The organism is Phyllobacterium sp. YR620 (genome assembly GCF_900104165.1).
Taxonomy (GTDB): Bacteria; Pseudomonadota; Alphaproteobacteria; order Rhizobiales; family Rhizobiaceae; genus Phyllobacterium; species Phyllobacterium pellucidum.
In genome coordinates, this window is the sequence record NZ_FNJP01000001.1 from 941461 (window position 1) to 957974 (window position 16514).

A 16514-nucleotide genomic window follows, 5' to 3' on the forward strand; every position below is an offset into this window, starting at 1 on the left:
TTTGTTACAAGTGTTTATCGTCCGAAAACATGCAGTTTTCCGCACCGTCATATGATTGTGACATGAATCGGGTTTGTGTCAGCGCAACCGGACGCCCCGCGTCAGCGCTGAACGGAGATCAGCATCATGGTCGAGAACGAGGCCCGCAAATTCCGCACTCTTTTTCTTTCCGATGTTCATCTCGGTTCGAAAGGTGCGAAAGCCAGTTTTCTACTGGATTTCCTGAAGTATCACGATGCCGATACGATCTATCTCGTCGGCGATATCGTCGATGGCTGGCGCCTGCGCCGCAGCTGGCACTGGCCGCAGGAGCACAATGATATCGTGCAGAAGCTGCTGCGCAAGAGCCGCAAGGGCGCGCGCATCCTCTATATCGCCGGCAACCATGACGAGTTCCTGCGCGATTTCCAGGGCACCCATTTCGGTGGCATCGAGGTCATGGACCGGACGATGCACGAGACCGCGGATGGACGAAAATTCCTCGTCATTCATGGCGACCAGTTCGATGTGGTGGTGCGCAACGCCCGCCACATCGCCTATCTCGGCGACTGGGCCTATGACGCGGCCCTCGCGATCAACACCATCATGAACAAGGTGCGGCGCATGCTCGGCCTGCGCTACTGGTCGTTCTCGGCCTGGGCGAAATTCCGGGTCAAGAAGGCGGTCAATTTCATCGGCTCGTTCCAGACAGTCGTTTCCGATGAAGCGCGCCGCATCGGCGCCGACGGTGTCATCTGCGGGCACATTCACCACGCAACCATCGAGCAGATCGACGGTATCGAATATATCAATACCGGCGACTGGGTGGAGAGCTGCACTGCCATCGTCGAGCATTTTGACGGCCGCATGGAACTCCTGTCGTGGACGCACCTGATCGGTGAACAGGCTGGATTTGCTCCAGTGATCCGCCTTGATGACAAGCGCCCGAAGGCGGCGAATGCGGCCTGAGCCAAGCGCGCAGCCCAAACGGCTCGTTATCGTTTCGGACGCCTGGCATCCCCAGGTCAATGGGGTCGTTCGTACCCTGACGAAGCTGCGCGAGCAAATGGAGGCGCGCGGCTTCGAGGTAACGATCATCTCGCCGGCCGACTACCGTTCGGCTCCGTGCCCGACCTACCCGGAAATTCGCCTGGCGCTAACGCTGCCGCATGCCGTGAAAGCGCGCATCGAGGCGCTGCAGCCGGCTTTCGTCCATATCGCGACGGAAGGTCCACTGGGCATCATGGCGCGACGTGCCTGCCTCAGGAATAATTGGCGGTTCACGACCAGCTTCCACACGCGCTTTCCCGAATATCTGCGCGAGCGCCTGCCGGTGCCGCTGGCCTGGACCTATGCCTTCCTGCGCCGCTTTCACAATGCCGCGGAAACCTGTCTGGTGCCGACGCAATCGATCAACGACGAACTTTCCGCGCGCGGTTTCAAGACGCTGAAGGTCTGGACCCGCGGCGTCGATCGCAAGCTCTTCCGTCCGCAGCCGGAGGTCGATCTCAAACTTAACCGGCCGATCTTCCTGTGTGTCGGGCGGGTCGCGCCGGAGAAGAACCTCGAAGCTTTCCTGGCGCTCGATCTGCCAGGAACGAAACTCGTCGTCGGTGACGGGCCGAGTTTGCCGGAGCTCAAACGCAAATATCCGGATGCGGTTTTTGCCGGCAAGAAGGAGGGTGAGGAACTGGCGCGCTACTACGCGGGTTCTGACGTGTTCGTCTTCCCGAGCCGCACTGACACGTTCGGGCTCGTGCTGCTCGAAGCGATCGCCTGTGGCGTGCCCGTGGCTGGCTATCCGGTCCCAGGTCCGAAGGATGTGATTGGCGTCTCGGGCGCCGGCGTCCTTTCCGATGATCTCAACGAAGCCGCGCTTGGCGCGCTGGCGATGGGCAAGGTCGATCCCGATGCCAGGCTCAGGAGCTTCAGCTGGGAGGCTTGCGCCGATATCTTCGAAAGCGCGCTGACGGAGATCATTGCTTCGCGCGAAGCAGTCGCCAGGTGGATTAGCCGCAAGCGCGCGGTCCCGGCGCGGCAACCGTCGGACCTATAGAACTCCCACAATTATCGCGAGCATTTCTAGGCGGGTGCAGTATTTCGTGATAGGTGCGTGGCGCGGGCGGATCATGATTGCGATTCTCCCCGGCCGTCTTCGTTCTTCCGAAAGTCCTGCAATGATCACCGCCTCTGCGGATCCGGGTCTCGACAAGCCGCCTCGCTTCGAGCTGCGGGTGGCTCTCGCTTATTTCGCCATCTTCGCCTCGAGCGGCCTGCACCTGCCGTATTTTCCCTTGTGGCTCGAATACCGGGCGCTGACACCGACCGAGATTTCGATCGTCCTTTCCATGCCGCTTTTCGTGCGCGTCATCGCCGCGCCCCTTGTTTCAATGCTCGCCGACCGGTCCAACGACCGGGCGCATATCCTGACGACAGCAACCGTTCTTGCGGTCATCGTCGCTGCCTTCTATTTCGTTCCCTTCGGCTTTGCCGGCATATTGATTGTGTCGCTGATGCTGGCGCCGCCATGGACATCGCAAGTACCGCTCGCCGATACGATTGCGCTCTCCGGCGTGCGACGTTATGGAGCCGACTTTGCGAAGATGCGGGTTTGGGGATCGATCTCCTTCCTGCTTGCCTCCTTCGCGGGCGGCGTCTTCATCCAGTATTTCGGCGAGTGGATCATCCCTTCGGCCCTGCTGGCCACGCTCATTGCCGCATGCGCCATGAGCTTCGTCGTACCGCGCATCGGCAAGCCGCGCCGGCTCTCGCCGCTTTCCGATGTCGATATTGCCGATGCGGGCAGGGCACTGCGTCGTCCCGCCTTCGTCACCTTCTTGATCGCAACCGGGATCACGCAGGCCAGCCATGCCTATGGCTACAGTTTTTCGGCAATCTACTGGAAGTCGATCGGAATAGGCGAAACGGTGATCGGCGCATTATGGTCGATCTCGGTTGTTGCCGAAGTGATCATGTTCACGATGTTTCGACGCCTGTTCGGAAAGCTTCACCCTGCGCGGGTGCTGATGGTCGGCTCGGCCTTTGCCATGTTTCGATGGGCCGCGTTTCCGCTGGTCGCCCCTTCGGGATCGGGTGTCGCGGGTTTCCTTCTCATCCAGAGTCTCCACGCTTTCTCATTCGCGCTCTCATTTCTTGGCATGCAGAAGATGATTGCGCTGACGATCCCCGAGGAACGCGGCGGCACCGCCCAAGGCCTTTCGACATTCTTCATCGGAACCTCGCTGGCCATCGCCACGATGGTTTCGGGGCCGCTCTATGCCAGGACGGAAATTTACGGCTTCTATGTGATGGTTGCACTCGCCGCCTGCGGTCTTGTGCTTGCGGGCGTGTCGCTACGGCTGGAACAGAGGCAAAATTAGCCCCAGAGATCGCGGCTCGGCGGGAAAACCCGGCTGCCCTCGAATATCAGGCCCGGCGCTCGATCCTCCTTGAGAATCAATGGACCGTCCAGATCGACAAAATCCGCATCCTGGGCGACCAGCATCGCTGGTGCCATTGCGAGCGAGGTTCCGACCATGCAGCCGACCATGACGCCAAATCCAAGCGCGCGGGCGGTCCTTTGCATGCGCAGCGCTTCCGTCAGGCCGCCGGTCTTGTCGAGCTTGATGTTGATGCTGTCATAGCGGCCGATCAGGGCGGGAAGATCGTCGGTGCCGTGCGCACTTTCATCGGCGCAGATCGGAACCGGGTGCGGTATCCTGGACAGGATCGCATCCTTTCCAGCGGGCAGCGGTTGCTCGATCAGCACGGCGCCGGCCTTGGCCGCCGCCAGCATGTTTTCGATGATATCTGCATCGGTCCAGCCCTCGTTGGCGTCGAGGATAATGCGGCTTGCCGGCGCTGCCGCCGCCACCGCCGCGATGCGCGCCGCATCGTTCTCGCCGCCGACTTTGACCTTGATCACGGGCCTGTCGGCGAAACTCCTGGCCGAAGCTGCCATCGCCTCGGCTTCGCCGAACGACACCGTAACCGCCGTGGTCAGTTCGCGAAGAGGAGCGAGACCGGCAAGGGCCACAACGGAGGTTCCGCTGCGCTTCGCTTCGAGGTCCCACAATGCGCAATCGACCGCGTTGCGGGCGGCGCCGGCGTTGAGCAGGGCCGGCAGGTCATCGCGTGTCGCGCCGTTTGTCAGTGCGCCGCGCAAGGCCTCGATCTCGGCGCAAACCGATTCGAGGCTCTCGCCATAGCGCGCATATGGCACGCATTCGCCTCTTCCAATGAATGGGCCATCCGTCAATGTGCAGATGACCACGGCTGCCTCCGTCTTCGATCCACGCGAGATCGTGAAGGTTCCGGCAATGGGCCAGCGTTCAACCGAAATCGAAATTTCCAGCGCCATTGTTTGGGCCCTATCCGAAACTATTGTTCAAGTGACATCGGTCGAGAGACTCGATATGTGTGTGTGATGTTGACCGATAGAGCAAACAATTCAAGTGCTTCTACCGCCGCGCCGCCCCACGTCGAATTCCAGAAGGAAGGCGACGGCGCGACTGTTGCGCTATCGGGTGCCTGGACAACCCGCAATGTAAGGCGTGTCGACGAGCGCATGCGCGAAATCGAGCGCGATACCAGCATTTCCAAGCTCGTGATCGACCTTTCCGGCATTGAACTCCTCGATACGGCAGGAACGTGGCTGATCGAGCGCCTGCGTACGACGCTGCAGGAGGCCGGCAAGGACGTCAAGATCGAGGGTCAATCGGAAAGCTGGGGCGCGCTCTTCGATGCCGTCGGCGAAGTTGCGACCACGCCTGATGATTCGCCGCCGCCGGAGCACGTATCCCTTACGGTGCGTTTCTTTGCCGCAATCGGACGCAACGTCTATGCGTTTGGCGACGACTTCGTCAAATCCATGCACATACTCGGCGCTACCGTTCGCGGCGCGCAGATGAAGGGCAGCCGCCGGGGCAGCATTCGCCCTGCGGCGATCGTGCACCAGATCGACAGCATGGGCATTGGGGCCATTCCGGTGGTCGTGCTGATGTCGACGATCATCGGGGCGATCATCGCGCAGCAGGGTGCATTCCAGCTCCGCTATTTCGGCGCGGAGATTTTCGTCGTCGATCTCGTCGGTATCCTGGTTTTGCGCGAGATCGGCGTGCTTCTTACCGCGATCATGATCGCCGGCCGCTCCGGCAGCGCGATCACCGCCGAAATCGGCTCGATGAAAATGCGCGAGGAGACCGATGCGCTGACGGTCATCGGCCTCAATCCAGTCGGCGTGCTGGTATTTCCCCGCTTGGTCGCGCTGGTCATTTCGCTGCCGCTTTTGACCATCATCGCTGATTTTGCCGCGCTTGCCGGCGCCATGACCATTACCTGGGCCTATTCCGGTATTCCGCCAGATGCCTTTATTCAGCGTCTGCGCGATGCCATTGATATTTCGAGCTATCTTGCGGGCTTGATCAAGGCGCCGTTCATGGCCATGATCATCGGCGTCATGGCCTCTGTCGAGGGCATGAAGGTCGGTGGCAGCGCCGAGTCTCTCGGCCAGCGCGTGACCGCATCCGTTGTTAAATCCATTTTCGTCGTGATCGTGGTCGATGGCATTTTTGCCGTATTCTACGCATCGATCAATTTTTAAAGCCGGAGATTTAAGAAGACCCAATGACGCCGACAGCGCAGCAGGAAAACGGCAATACCGAAGAACGAGACATCATCCTGTCGGTCAAGGATGTGAGCGTTTCCTTTGGTCGGTCCAAAGTGCTCGATAATCTCTCGCTCGATGTCTATCGCGGCGAAATTCTGGGCTTCGTCGGCGCGTCCGGCACGGGCAAGTCCGTGCTCATGCGCACGATCCTGGGGCTCAACCAGAAGCAATCCGGCACGATCAGCATTTTCGGTCATGACATCGACAGTGCGAATGATCAGGAGAAACTCAGTGTCGACATGCGCATGGGCGTCCTGTTCCAGCATGGCGCGTTGTTCTCGTCCCTGACTGTGCTTGAAAACATCCAGGTGCCGATGCGCGAATATCTCGATATTCCCGAAAGGCTGATGGACGAACTTGCGCGGCTCAAGATCGAGCTCGTCGGGTTGAAGCCCGATACAGCCGAAAAGTTTCCTTCCGAACTCTCCGGCGGCATGATCAAGCGCGCGGCGCTGGCGCGGGCGCTGTCGCTCGACCCCGAGATCGTCTTCCTCGACGAACCGACGTCCGGCCTTGATCCCATCGGCGCTGCCGATTTCGACGAACTCATCGCCAACCTGCGCGATACGATGGGTCTTACCGTCTACATGGTGACCCACGATCTCGACAGCCTGTTCGCGGTGTGCGACCGAATCGCTGTATTGGGAAAGAAGAAGGTTCTTGTCGAAGGAACCATCGAAGACATGTTGGCGTTTGACGATCCGTGGGTTCAGGAATATTTCCGCGGCAAGCGTGCGCGCCAGATCGTCAATGACGGCAAGACAAAGCGCAAATCAGAAGGCGTCCGTGCGGCGGCGGTATCTGAGCAAGGGCAAAAGGGTCAGGTAAGCTAACGCATGGAAACGAAAGCCAACTATGTTCTGGTCGGTGTTTTCACGCTTGTGATCTGCGCCCTTGCGTTCGCGTTCGTATACTGGATTGCGCGCTATGGCGATCGCAGCGAGACAGCGACGCTCGAAATCCGTATTCTCGGCTCGGTTACCGGTCTTTCCGAGGGCAGCCAGGTGCTGTTCAACGGCATCAAGGTCGGTACGGTCAAGAAGCTCTCGATCGACGACAATAATCCCGACGCCGTGATTGCGCAGACGGAAGTCAATGCGACAACGCCGATAACACGGTCCACGCAGGCGACGCTCGGCTTTGCCGGCTTGACCGGCCAGGCCTTCATCGAACTCAAGGGCGGCAAGCTCAACGAGCCGAACCTCCTCGAGGAAGCAGCCAAGGACGAGCAGATTGCGCGCATGGACGCCGACCCCTCCGTGGTCAACAACCTTCTGCAAAAGGCGCAAACCATTCTCGAGCGCGTGGATGGGGCGGTCAGTTCGATCGAAAGCTTCATTACCGAGGTCAAGGGACCGCTGGTCGACACGGTCAACAACACCAAGAAGTTCACCGATGCGCTCGCCAAGAATTCCGAGGTCATCGACAAGTTCAGCCAGAGCGCCGAGGATGTGCAGGCGGTCGTCAAGGAAGCGCGCGAGATGATGGCCAAGCTCAACACCGCTTCGACGCGCGTCGATGGCGTGCTTGCCAAGCTCGACACGCAATTGTCCGATCAGGACGGCAGCGTGGTCCGCGAGGCGCGTGAGACGATGAAGTCCTATCGCGCGGTTGCCGATAATTTGAATGCCCGGCTCGGACCGATCACCGACAATATCAACCGCTTTTCGGGGCAGGGCCTGCGTGACGTTCAGTCGCTCGTCAATGAGAGCCGCCAGTCGGTGCAGCGCATCGAGCGGGCGATCACCGATCTTGAGAAAAATCCGCAGCGGGTCATTTTCGGCGGTAGCGGTAGCGTTCCTGAGTATGACGGACGCACACGCCGTTGACTTTGGTCGATTCGCAAAGCATGAAGGTTAATAGATATTTACAGTTCGTTTTGCTTCGTTGGGGGGCATTGGTGAGTTTCAGGACCGTTCCCGCGTTACTTATTGCCTTGTCCGTTTCTGGCTGCGCCAGCAGCAAGAAACTTGACACGTTCGATCTCTCCAGCCCGTCGCCTGCCGTATCGGCCTCGCGCAAGCAAGGCAGGCAGATTCTCATCGCTGCGCCATCGGCGCTGAAAGCGCTAGATGGCGAAAACGTCGTCGTGCGCTCAGGTCCGCATTCGATTTCCTATTTGAAGGGTGCGCAATGGGCGGACCGACTCCCGAGCATCGTCCAGTCGCGCTTTGTCCAGGCTTTTGAAAGCACGCACCGTCTAGGCGGCGTCGGGCGTCCGGGCGATGGCCTTGCCATCGACTATCAGGTGCTCAGCGAAGTCCGCACCTTCGATATCGATGTCGAGCGCGGCAACAATGCCGTGGTCGAAATCGCCATCAGAATCCTGAACGACAAGAACGGCACTGTGCGCGCATCACGGGTTTTCCGATCGTCCTCGCCCGTCAGCGGACCGGGCAACGATGCCTACATTTCTGCCCTCGACCGCGCCTTTGATAATGTGACGTCCGATGTTGTCTCATGGACGCTGTCGGTCATTTAATTTTTCGAACTTACGAATGCATTTGAGCCCAGCAGTTGTTTTTAAATTGGATTGCCGATGTATCGCCAGCAATCGTTTTTACAAATTGTCAGGCATCTATCCGTAACGCAGATGGTATTTCTGGCGGTTGCGGGATCGACCGCGATAACCTGCTCGTTCTTCGCGGGCCGCACTGCCGGCAAGACCGAAATACACGCCGAAAGCCGCGAACTGATTGCCGGCTTCGAACGGAAGGTTGCCGACCTGCAGCACAGTCTCGATAGCGAGCGGGAGCGGGTGGGGCGGTTTTCCGATGCGAACCGCAGGCTCTCGGGCGACGCAGATGCCTTGCGCGAAAAGCTTGGTTCAGTAGTGCAGAAATTGCAGAATAAAGATCGGACGATCCAATAAAAACGCGGCCCGAGAGCCGCGTTTTTATTGTTTCCACTTTATCCGCCACTTTAGCGCAGGCGGTTACTCGCATGCGCCAGCATCGTATAGACCTTGCCGGTATCGGACGTCAGGTAATTCTGCGTTGTGACATTGTCGCGGTCGTTGCGGCTGACATCTTCGAGCAGGCGCTCGAAATCGTCCATGTAACGATCGACGGCACGGCGGAACTCGCTGTCGGCCTGATACTTGCGCTTGATCTCGTCAAAGGTCTGCTGGCCCTTCAGCGTATAGAGGCGGCGGGTAAAGACGTTGCGCTCGCCAGCACGGTAACGCTGCCAGAGTTCCACGGACGCTTCGTGGTCGATGGCGCGAGTGATATCGATGGACAACGAGTTCAGCGATTCCACGACCTGGCCGGGAGACCGCGTTTCCGTTGCCTTCGCCTTTGGCTCGGACGGGCCTTCATCGCTCGAAGCGCGGCGGAGGAGATCCGAAACCCAGCCATTGCCGGCAGGGCGGGGCGCAGCAGCGCGCGCGTCGAGGCTGCCGCGCAGAGGCGGTGCAGCAGGGGCAGGCGCTGGCTGGGCCGCGGGTGCCGGAGGGGTGCGTTGCGGCTGCGGGGCGACGGTTGCCGTTGTCCGACCAGCGGTCGCCGTGCGTGCGGCGCGGCCTTCACCAACATCGGTCAGGCGACCCGACTTCTGAACGATTTCAGAGAGTTCCTTGAGCGCGTTGATCTGTTCGGAAACGGCCTTGCGCATCTGGGCGGTCGATTGCTTGGCCTCTTCCGGCATATCCATGACGCCGCGCTGCAGTTCGGAGCGGGTCTCTTCGAGTTCCGCGCGGATTGCCGCGGAGGAGCGGCGGATTTCGTCCGTTGCGGTCGCAAACTTCTGCGATGCCTGTTCCACCACTTCGGAAATCGAATTGCGGATTTGCTCGGTGGTCTGCGAGGCGCGGCCTTCGGCGCGGTCGAAGGCGGAGGAGACGAGCGTTTCGAACGAACGCATGGTCTTCTCGATGCTTTCCGACTTGGAGATGAGGCCGGCCGCAAGCTTCTGCAATGCGTCCTGGCGCTCGTCGAAGGTCGAGGCGAGGTTTGATTGCGACGCATTGATCAACTCGGAAGCCGAGTTCAGCATCTTGCCATGCTCGTCAAAGCGCTTGGCGATCGAGGCGATGTCGGTGAGCGTCGACTCCGAGAGGTTCGAGAGCTTGCCAAGATTGCCGTCGATAAGGCGTGTCGACGTCTGGAAGGACTCTGCCGCCTTGGTCGCATTCTCGGCAAAGGCCGTGGTCGTGTCGAGCAAGCGGCCATCGATATCGCCCAGGTTCTTGGTGGCCATGTCGATGAGTTCGCCAAGCTTCGCGTTGGAAGCGGATAGACGGTCGATGAGGTTGCTTACGTCGTCGGTAAGGCCGGCCTTCGCGGCCTGAACGGCCGTGATCGTTTCGGCCGTGCGGCTGGCGATCGCATTGATAAGCGCGGCATTCTCGACGCGCAGGCGTTCCGTTGCTGCAGTTGTCGCTTCGACAAGCTGCGAGGCAAGGGTGCGGCCATTGTCGGCAAGGCTGTCGACCAGCGGCTGAGCCGTATTGTCGAGGATGCCGAGTATCTCCTGCGAACGGGCGGCGAGAACCTCGTTGAGTTCGCGGGTGCTTTCGGCGAGCTTCGATGCGGTCGAATCCGTGGCTGCCGAGAAGCGGGCTTCCAGAGCTTCGAGATTGGCCGCAGCTTCGCGGGCCCGCTCACCAAGACGACGCTCGGTTTCGGCAAGGCTCTCGTTCATGCGCTGGCTGAATGCCTCGCCGTGACCGTCGAGAGCTTCTCCTGCCTTCTGCGCTTCGCCGGTGAGCGATGCAGCGGCATCGGTGATCTTGTCACGCAGCGTGCGTGCCACGACGGAGGCACTCTGTTCGAGCGACTTGCGCACGTTCTCGACACCCATGGAAAGCGCGTTCTCCATGGTGTTGGTGCGCTCGTCGATGGTTCCGCCGTGCGTTTCGAAGGCCTTGGCGAGAACGTCCGCGCTGTCCTGCAAGACAGCCTGCAGCGCAATCGTGCGGTCACTGATCGTGCTCGCCTTGTCGTCCAGGGTCTGGCCGAGCAGCGAATTGCCCTGTTCCATGGCTGCACGGATCGAGGCGATGCGGTCATCGAGCATGCCTGCATGGGCATTCAACGTATCGCCAATGCGCGTGTCGCTGTCGGCGAGAAGCGCGCGGATCGCCGCCGCCCGTTCTTCAAGTGCGCCGACATGCGAGGCAAGCGTGTCGTTGATCTGGCCGTTGCTGCCGTCGAGCACGGAACGGATATCGGCCGTACGTGCCTCAAGGGCGCCGATATGCGACGAGAGCGTGTTGCCGATTGCATTGTTGCTGTTGTCCAGCACCGAGCGGATATCGGAGGTGCGCGCCTCGAGAGCGCCGATATGCGAGGCAAGCGTATCGCCGATGGCATTGTTGCTGCTGTCGAGGAGCGAGCGGATATCCGATGCGCGTTCTTCGAGCGAGGCGATGTGCGAGGAGAGGGTGTTGCCGATGGCATTGTTGCTGCCGTCGAGCACCGAACGGATACGGACGGTACGCTCTTCGATATCGCTGGCATGATTGGCAAGCGTATCGCCAATGCGCGAATGCGTGCTGTCCAGCGCGGCCTGGATGTCCGCGGCGCGGGCATCGAGGGACGAGGCGTGGGAGGCAAGCGTGCGGTTGATGCGCTCGTCGCTATGGCTCAGAGCCTGCTCGATACCAGACGTGCGGTCCTCGATCGCGCTCGCATGGGTATTGAGCACATCGCTGATCCGCGCATCGCTGTTGACGAGGGCAGATTCGATACGATTGGTGCGATCGTCGACAGAGTCGATGAAGCCGCCGAGCGTATCGTCGATGCGTGCACCGCTATTGAGCAGGGTGGTCTGGATCTCGGCATTGCGCGCATCGATCGCCTGGGTATGCGCTGCCAGCGTGTCGCCGAGCTTGATGTCGCTGCTCGAAAGGGCGATCTGGATTTCACGGTTGCGCTCGTCGAGGCTCTTGGCGTGATGGTCGAGGGTCTGCGCGATCTTCGAATGCGTGTCGACGAAGGCAGCGCGCATGCCGGATGTGCGATCGTCGATGATCTTGGCATGGGCGTCGAGCGTCTGGCCGATACGGGAATCGTTGGCGTTGATCGCGGCCTCGATGGTCGAACTGCGCAGGTCGATGGTACGTGCGTGCTCTTCGAGGGTCTCCCGAATCTTGGCATCCGTATCCGAGAACGCGGCGTGCATGCCGGACGTGCGGTCCTCGATCGCCTTGGCGTGCTGTTCGAGCGTGGCGCCGATACGGGCGTCATTGTCGTCGAGGGCTGCGCGCAGCCCGGAGGTGCGCTCTTCGAGGGAGCCAGCGTGACTGTCGATGATCTGTCCAATGGCGGCGGTGCTCGTTTCGAGGATCGAACGCAGATTGGACGTGTGGTCGCCGATCTGACCCGCCTGTTCGCGGATGATCGAGGCTGCGCGTTCGGTTTCGCCCGAAAGCGTGGCAGCGAGCGCTTCGCGATTTTCGGCGAGGCGGTCCGCAAAGGCATTTGCATTGGTCGAAAGCAGGCTGCCGACCGATTCTGAAAGGCTCGACAGGTCGTTGCCGATCTTCGCCTTGGTTTCGTCGACGATGCCGTCGATGGAGGCGCGCCCATCCGTGAAGGTCTTGGCGATGTCGCGCGTGCGCTCGATCAACTGTTCGTTGATCTGGCGGGCACGCGCCTCGAGCGCGGAATTGAGGCGTTCGGTGCTCGTATCGAGCGACTGGGCGCGGGTTTCGAACTCAGCCAACAGCGAGCGGCCGCGTTCGTTGATGGTCGCGTCGAGACCGGCAAGGCGATTGTCGAATTCGCCGACCAGCGTCTGCGTTGCGTCGCCGAGCAGCGACAACATGCTGCTGGTCCGTCCATCCAGGGTGTCGGCGAGCTTGAGACTTACCGCGTCGGTCTGCTCCGAAAGCGCAGCGATGCGCATTTCCAGAAGATTCGCAAAGGCTTCGCCCGATGTGCTGATCTTGTGCGAGATATCGTCGGAGCGCGAAACGATGGACTCCGTGATCGCCTGGCCGCTCTGGGTAAGCCGATCGATAAGGCCTTCGCCGGACTGGCTGATCGACATTGTGAGGTTTGTCGAAGCATTGGCGATGTTGTCGCGCAGCGCATCGCCGGCGAGCGACAACTCTTCCTTGAGCTGTTCGTGCGCGCTCGAAATCGAGGCGCGTACGCGCTCGGCATGGCCGATGACGGATTCGCGTTCGCCGCCGAGACGGTCGACGAGGGTGCGGATGCGATATTCATTGTCCGTATAGACGCGTTCGAGCTGGTTAACCTCGGTCTGGACCAGCGTCTCAAGTTCGACGGCGCGTGCCAAGGTGCGCTCGACGCCTTCGCTCATCGCGGCAACTTCGCGGCGTACAGCCTGACCGAGTGACGCGACGCGATCGGATGAGAGCATTTCCGGCTCTGACAGGCGCATGGCGGCTTCTGCCATCGAGCGCGCTGCATACTGCATTTCCTGCGCGCGGCGCACCATGAGGGCAAAGGCCCAGAACAGCATGATCGGTACGATGATCGCGACGGCAAGGCCGATTGCATATGGAGCAGCGGCAAAGTCGGACAATGAGCGGATCGAGCGCAGCCCCGGGAAGAACGCATTGCCTACGGCGAGCACGCCTGCGGCCCACAATACGCTGACGATTGTGGTGGGCAGCGCATAAGAGCGCGGCATCTGTGCGGCGGGCGTCGAGGCGCGGGCAGCTTTGGCCTTTTGCAACAGGTCATCATTTGCCGGCTTGAAAGTCTGCGACGGCACGGCAGGCGCCTTGGGCGGGGCGGGCGGCGCTGCGGGAATGGGGTTCGCGGCCTTGATCTGCGGCTTTGGTGCAGGAAGCGGTGCAACATTTGCGGCAGGGGCAACGGGAGCAGGGGCAGGTTTGGTTTCAGCCACCAGCACGGGTTCGGCTTCCGGCGTCAAATTGTGCTTTTCAGCCGCCAACTCCTGCGCCGCCTGCGAAATCTGGGCTTCGAGGTCGCTCAAGGACAAAAGATCATCGTCGATCGGCGACAGATCCATATCCATGCCGAGCGTCGATTCGTCGAAATCGATTTCTAGCGCCTTTTCAAGAGCTTGGCCGAGTTCGTCTTCGGTCTTGGCTGCTTTGCTTCTAGGGGCTGTGGCCATGTTTACCTCACAATATTGGGCGGTTGACCACATGCGAAGTCCCCCGCGCCATACTCATTACGCCGCTACTTTATCGTACTGACACATGGATTGGAAAGAAACAACGGATTCGGCAAATGCTTAAAAGTTTAAACACAAGGTTAACGGGAAGGTGGCACCGCTAAAATTTATGGCGTCAGGTGCTGGCAGCCCAAGGCCAGTCCGCCTCCCTGCGCCCCTTTCGTTTTGGATAGCTTCGATCCGAGCAACAGCGGTGTCGATTCAATTCCTCACAAGGCTTGGTTGTTCAAAAGCAGCCGGGCCTCGCCCTCTTTGGCATGAAAATTGCTTCGTGGGATGCGCCAACAAAGTCTGCCGGATGCTTAATCGGCAAACTCCATGTTTGATTCATTTTTAAACGCACATCGCCATATTGGGGTGAAACTGGATGACATATAAAACAAAGCATATTGCACAAAAAAAGCTCATTGCTGGCATGATGATGATATTTCTATCGGCGTGCAGCGAGGGCGATTCGGAAGCGCCCGGGTCGGCAGAGCAAACGGGCGAACCCGCAGTCGTGGCCTCGACCTTCGAAATCACCGCCGCCTCGACCCAGACCGAGACCGCAAAACCCGGGCTGCCGCAAGGGCCGGTCGTCGGCACCGTCACCGTCGTCCCGGGAACGGAGCCGCTCGCTCCGCAATCGGGTGGCGGCGAGGCGATTCCGCTCACCGGGCCAACCGACGCGCAAATAGTGACGCCCGCTCAAGAAGAAAAGGTGGCCCGGTTTACCGAAATCGCGCCCGATACGGTTGGTGGCGCCAAATTTAAGCCTTCGCCCATCCTTCAATATGACCTCGGCAATCTGGTGGCCTCGACAGCTGGACGGGATGATCTCTTTGTTAGTTATGAGACTGCCACGGCCAGCGACGATGTGGTTTTCGTTACGCCAATCAGGGGCCAGGTGCGCTATCCGACGCCGCTGACTTCAGCCGCACCGACAGACCGCTTTCCGATCATCGTCTTTCTGCACGGCAATCATTCGAACGAGGACCCGAGTTATGAGGGTTATGATTATATGGCTCAGGATCTGGCGGCGCATGGTTATGTCGTGGTTTCGATCGACGCCAACTGGATTAATGGCGGCAGCCCGATCGATGGAGATAGCTCCAGTCAGTCGCGGGCGCAGCTCATATTGGGTACGCTCGACCGGCTGCGCCAGATCGATGCATCCGGCCAGGTCGGTTCAGACAATGAGCCCGGCCCGCTCGATGGGCTGAAAGACAAGCTCGATTTCGACCGTATCGGCATCATGGGCCATTCGCGCGGCGGACAGGGCGTCTCTTATGCCATTAAGTTCAACCAGACCCGCCTTGGGGTAACCGAGGACGATTTGCGCGCGTCATTGATCGCCCATCCTGATCTCTTTAAGGGTTATTATCCTGACTTGCTTGAAGCGGTCAAACCGGCAACCGAAGCCACTCCGGGGACTCCAAGGAGCCCAGGGGTCGCCGCGGCCCCGGCCGAGATCGATGACGATAAATTCGCGGCGGCCGTCAAGGAATACAATCTCTTCTATGCCGCCGGGCGCGAGAGCGTAAAGCCCTATGACTTCAAGGGCGCCTTTATGCTGGCTCCGACCGATTTTGATGGGAATCGCGGCATCAACAATGTGCCGCTTGCCGTTCTGCTGCCCGGCTGTGATGGTGATGTGCGCGATCTTCAAGGGGCATTTGCCTACGATCACAATCGCTTCGGACCCGCCAGCGATATGGCGCCGCGCTACCAGATCATGGTCAAGGGCGCCAACCATAATTACTACAACACCGTATGGACGCGTGACGATCAAGCACATTCTTATTTCCCCGGCGAATTGCCACAATATTGCGACGCATCCAGGCAGGACGGCATCCGTTTGAGCCAGGACAATCAGCGGCGCAGCGGCAATTTCCTGATCAGCTCGTTCATGCGCTACCATGTAGGCGGCGAGCAGAAATTTGCCGCCTACTGGAACGCGGCGGCGCGCCTGCCGAATGCCGCCTGCCCCTTCACCGACGGTCCATGCGATGAATGGGTTGCCCTGAGCGTGCAGAAAGGTGTCGACAAGCGCAAGCTCATTCAACGCTTCGAGCGCAGTGGCAGTATGGAGCGCAATGAACTTGGCGGCAGTTTCAGCTTGAGCGGTTTTGATGCGGCCAGCTCTTGTCCGATGGAATTGGACGGTTCGGGAGAAACGGTCTGCACCCCGCTGGACGCATTTGCTATTACGCTGTATTCGATCGCCGATCATCTCGAGCTTGCCTGGACAAAACCCAACGCGACGATTGCGACGGACATGAAGAATATTTCCGCCAAGCCCTATGATACGTTGACATTCCGCATTGGGGTCGTGCGTCCCGCCGGACAGGAAATCAACGTGACGCTGACTGACAAGAGCGGCAAGACAGCCACGGTTGCCGCAAGCGCTTTCACCGACGCGCTCTATAATGCTCCGCGCAAAATGGAGAGCGGACTGCCGATGACCGACGATCCCCGCGATAGGCCTTTCATAACTGGGCGGATGAAAGTGCTACTCAATATGGTGGCGATCCCGCTCAAGGCGTTCGGCGGCGTCGATACGACCGGGCTGAAGGAACTGAAACTGACTTTCCCCAGGGAGAGCGGCAAGGTGGCCATTACCGATATCGAGTTGCAGAACTTCAGCCGGGAGACGCCGCCGGCGGCACTCGCCCGGAAGTAGCCCATTTTAAAGCCGTGCATCCCGCTTCGGGCATTGCCCGAGGCGGGATGCACCTTTCACAAACTTCATTCCTGCTGAGGCGACGTT

11 protein-coding genes are annotated in these 16514 nt (G+C 59.9%); 9 read left to right on the plus strand and 2 right to left on the minus strand.

The window, feature by feature from the left end; genetic code table 11:
* The first annotated feature begins 126 nt into the window (after positions 1-126).
* The 3 genes from BLR72_RS04395 (at position 127) to BLR72_RS04405 (ending at position 3359) form a co-directional block, all read left to right on the plus strand.
* Entirely contained in the window at positions 127-948 is an 822-nt protein-coding gene (locus tag BLR72_RS04395) for a UDP-2,3-diacylglucosamine diphosphatase (RefSeq protein ID WP_027231681.1), read from the plus strand.
* Complete coding sequence (locus tag BLR72_RS04400) at positions 938-2035, plus strand: glycosyltransferase family 4 protein (protein ID WP_091945469.1); 1098 nt, start codon at positions 938-940, stop codon at positions 2033-2035. The genes BLR72_RS04395 and BLR72_RS04400 overlap by 11 nt, the downstream gene beginning before the upstream one ends.
* 121 nt (positions 2036-2156) lie before the next feature.
* Complete coding sequence (locus BLR72_RS04405) at positions 2157-3359, plus strand: MFS transporter (RefSeq protein ID WP_175492264.1); 1203 nt, start codon at positions 2157-2159, stop codon at positions 3357-3359.
* Here the strand turns inward: BLR72_RS04405 and dgcA are convergent.
* Positions 3356-4339 (minus strand): N-acetyl-D-Glu racemase DgcA, encoded by a 984-nt coding sequence (gene dgcA / locus BLR72_RS04410; RefSeq protein WP_091945475.1) that lies wholly within the window; start codon positions 4337-4339, stop codon positions 3356-3358. The two genes, BLR72_RS04405 and dgcA, sit on opposite strands and share 4 nt — an antisense overlap.
* Positions 4340-4405: 66 nt before the next feature.
* Here dgcA and BLR72_RS04415 point away from each other — a divergent pair, with 66 nt between their 5' ends.
* The 5 genes from BLR72_RS04415 to BLR72_RS04435 all read left to right on the plus strand — a co-directional run bounded on the left by BLR72_RS04415 (position 4406) and on the right by BLR72_RS04435 (position 8519).
* On the plus strand, positions 4406-5581 hold the full coding sequence (locus BLR72_RS04415) for an ABC transporter permease (protein WP_027231678.1): 1176 nt from the start codon (positions 4406-4408) through the stop codon (positions 5579-5581).
* A gap of 23 nt (positions 5582-5604) precedes the next feature.
* The gene (locus BLR72_RS04420; RefSeq protein ID WP_091945478.1) at positions 5605-6480 is read left to right on the plus strand and encodes an ABC transporter ATP-binding protein; all 876 of its coding nucleotides are present in this window, start codon (positions 5605-5607) and stop codon (positions 6478-6480) included.
* A gap of 3 nt (positions 6481-6483) precedes the next feature.
* Positions 6484-7476, plus strand: coding sequence for an MlaD family protein (locus BLR72_RS04425; RefSeq protein ID WP_027231677.1), 993 nt, complete (start codon positions 6484-6486; stop codon positions 7474-7476).
* Between the two features lie 71 nt (positions 7477-7547).
* Positions 7548-8129: an ABC-type transport auxiliary lipoprotein family protein gene (locus tag BLR72_RS04430; RefSeq protein ID WP_228018108.1), complete on the plus strand. Its 582-nt coding sequence runs from the start codon at positions 7548-7550 to the stop codon at positions 8127-8129.
* A 111-nt stretch (positions 8130-8240) separates the two neighbouring features.
* Entirely contained in the window at positions 8241-8519 is a 279-nt protein-coding gene (locus tag BLR72_RS04435; RefSeq protein ID WP_091945481.1) for a hypothetical protein, read from the plus strand.
* Positions 8520-8569: 50 nt separating this feature from the next.
* On the opposite strand, the gene BLR72_RS04440 is transcribed toward BLR72_RS04435, so the two are convergent.
* Positions 8570-13705 (minus strand): apolipoprotein A-IV repeat region-like domain-containing protein, encoded by a 5136-nt coding sequence (locus tag BLR72_RS04440; protein ID WP_139202493.1) that lies wholly within the window; start codon positions 13703-13705, stop codon positions 8570-8572.
* 427 nt (positions 13706-14132) lie between these two features.
* Between BLR72_RS04440 and BLR72_RS04445 the strand changes: the two genes are divergently transcribed.
* Positions 14133-16427, plus strand: a complete 2295-nt coding sequence (locus tag BLR72_RS04445) for an alpha/beta hydrolase family protein (protein ID WP_091945488.1) — start codon at positions 14133-14135, stop codon at positions 16425-16427.
* The last annotated feature ends 87 nt before the right edge of the window (positions 16428-16514 follow it).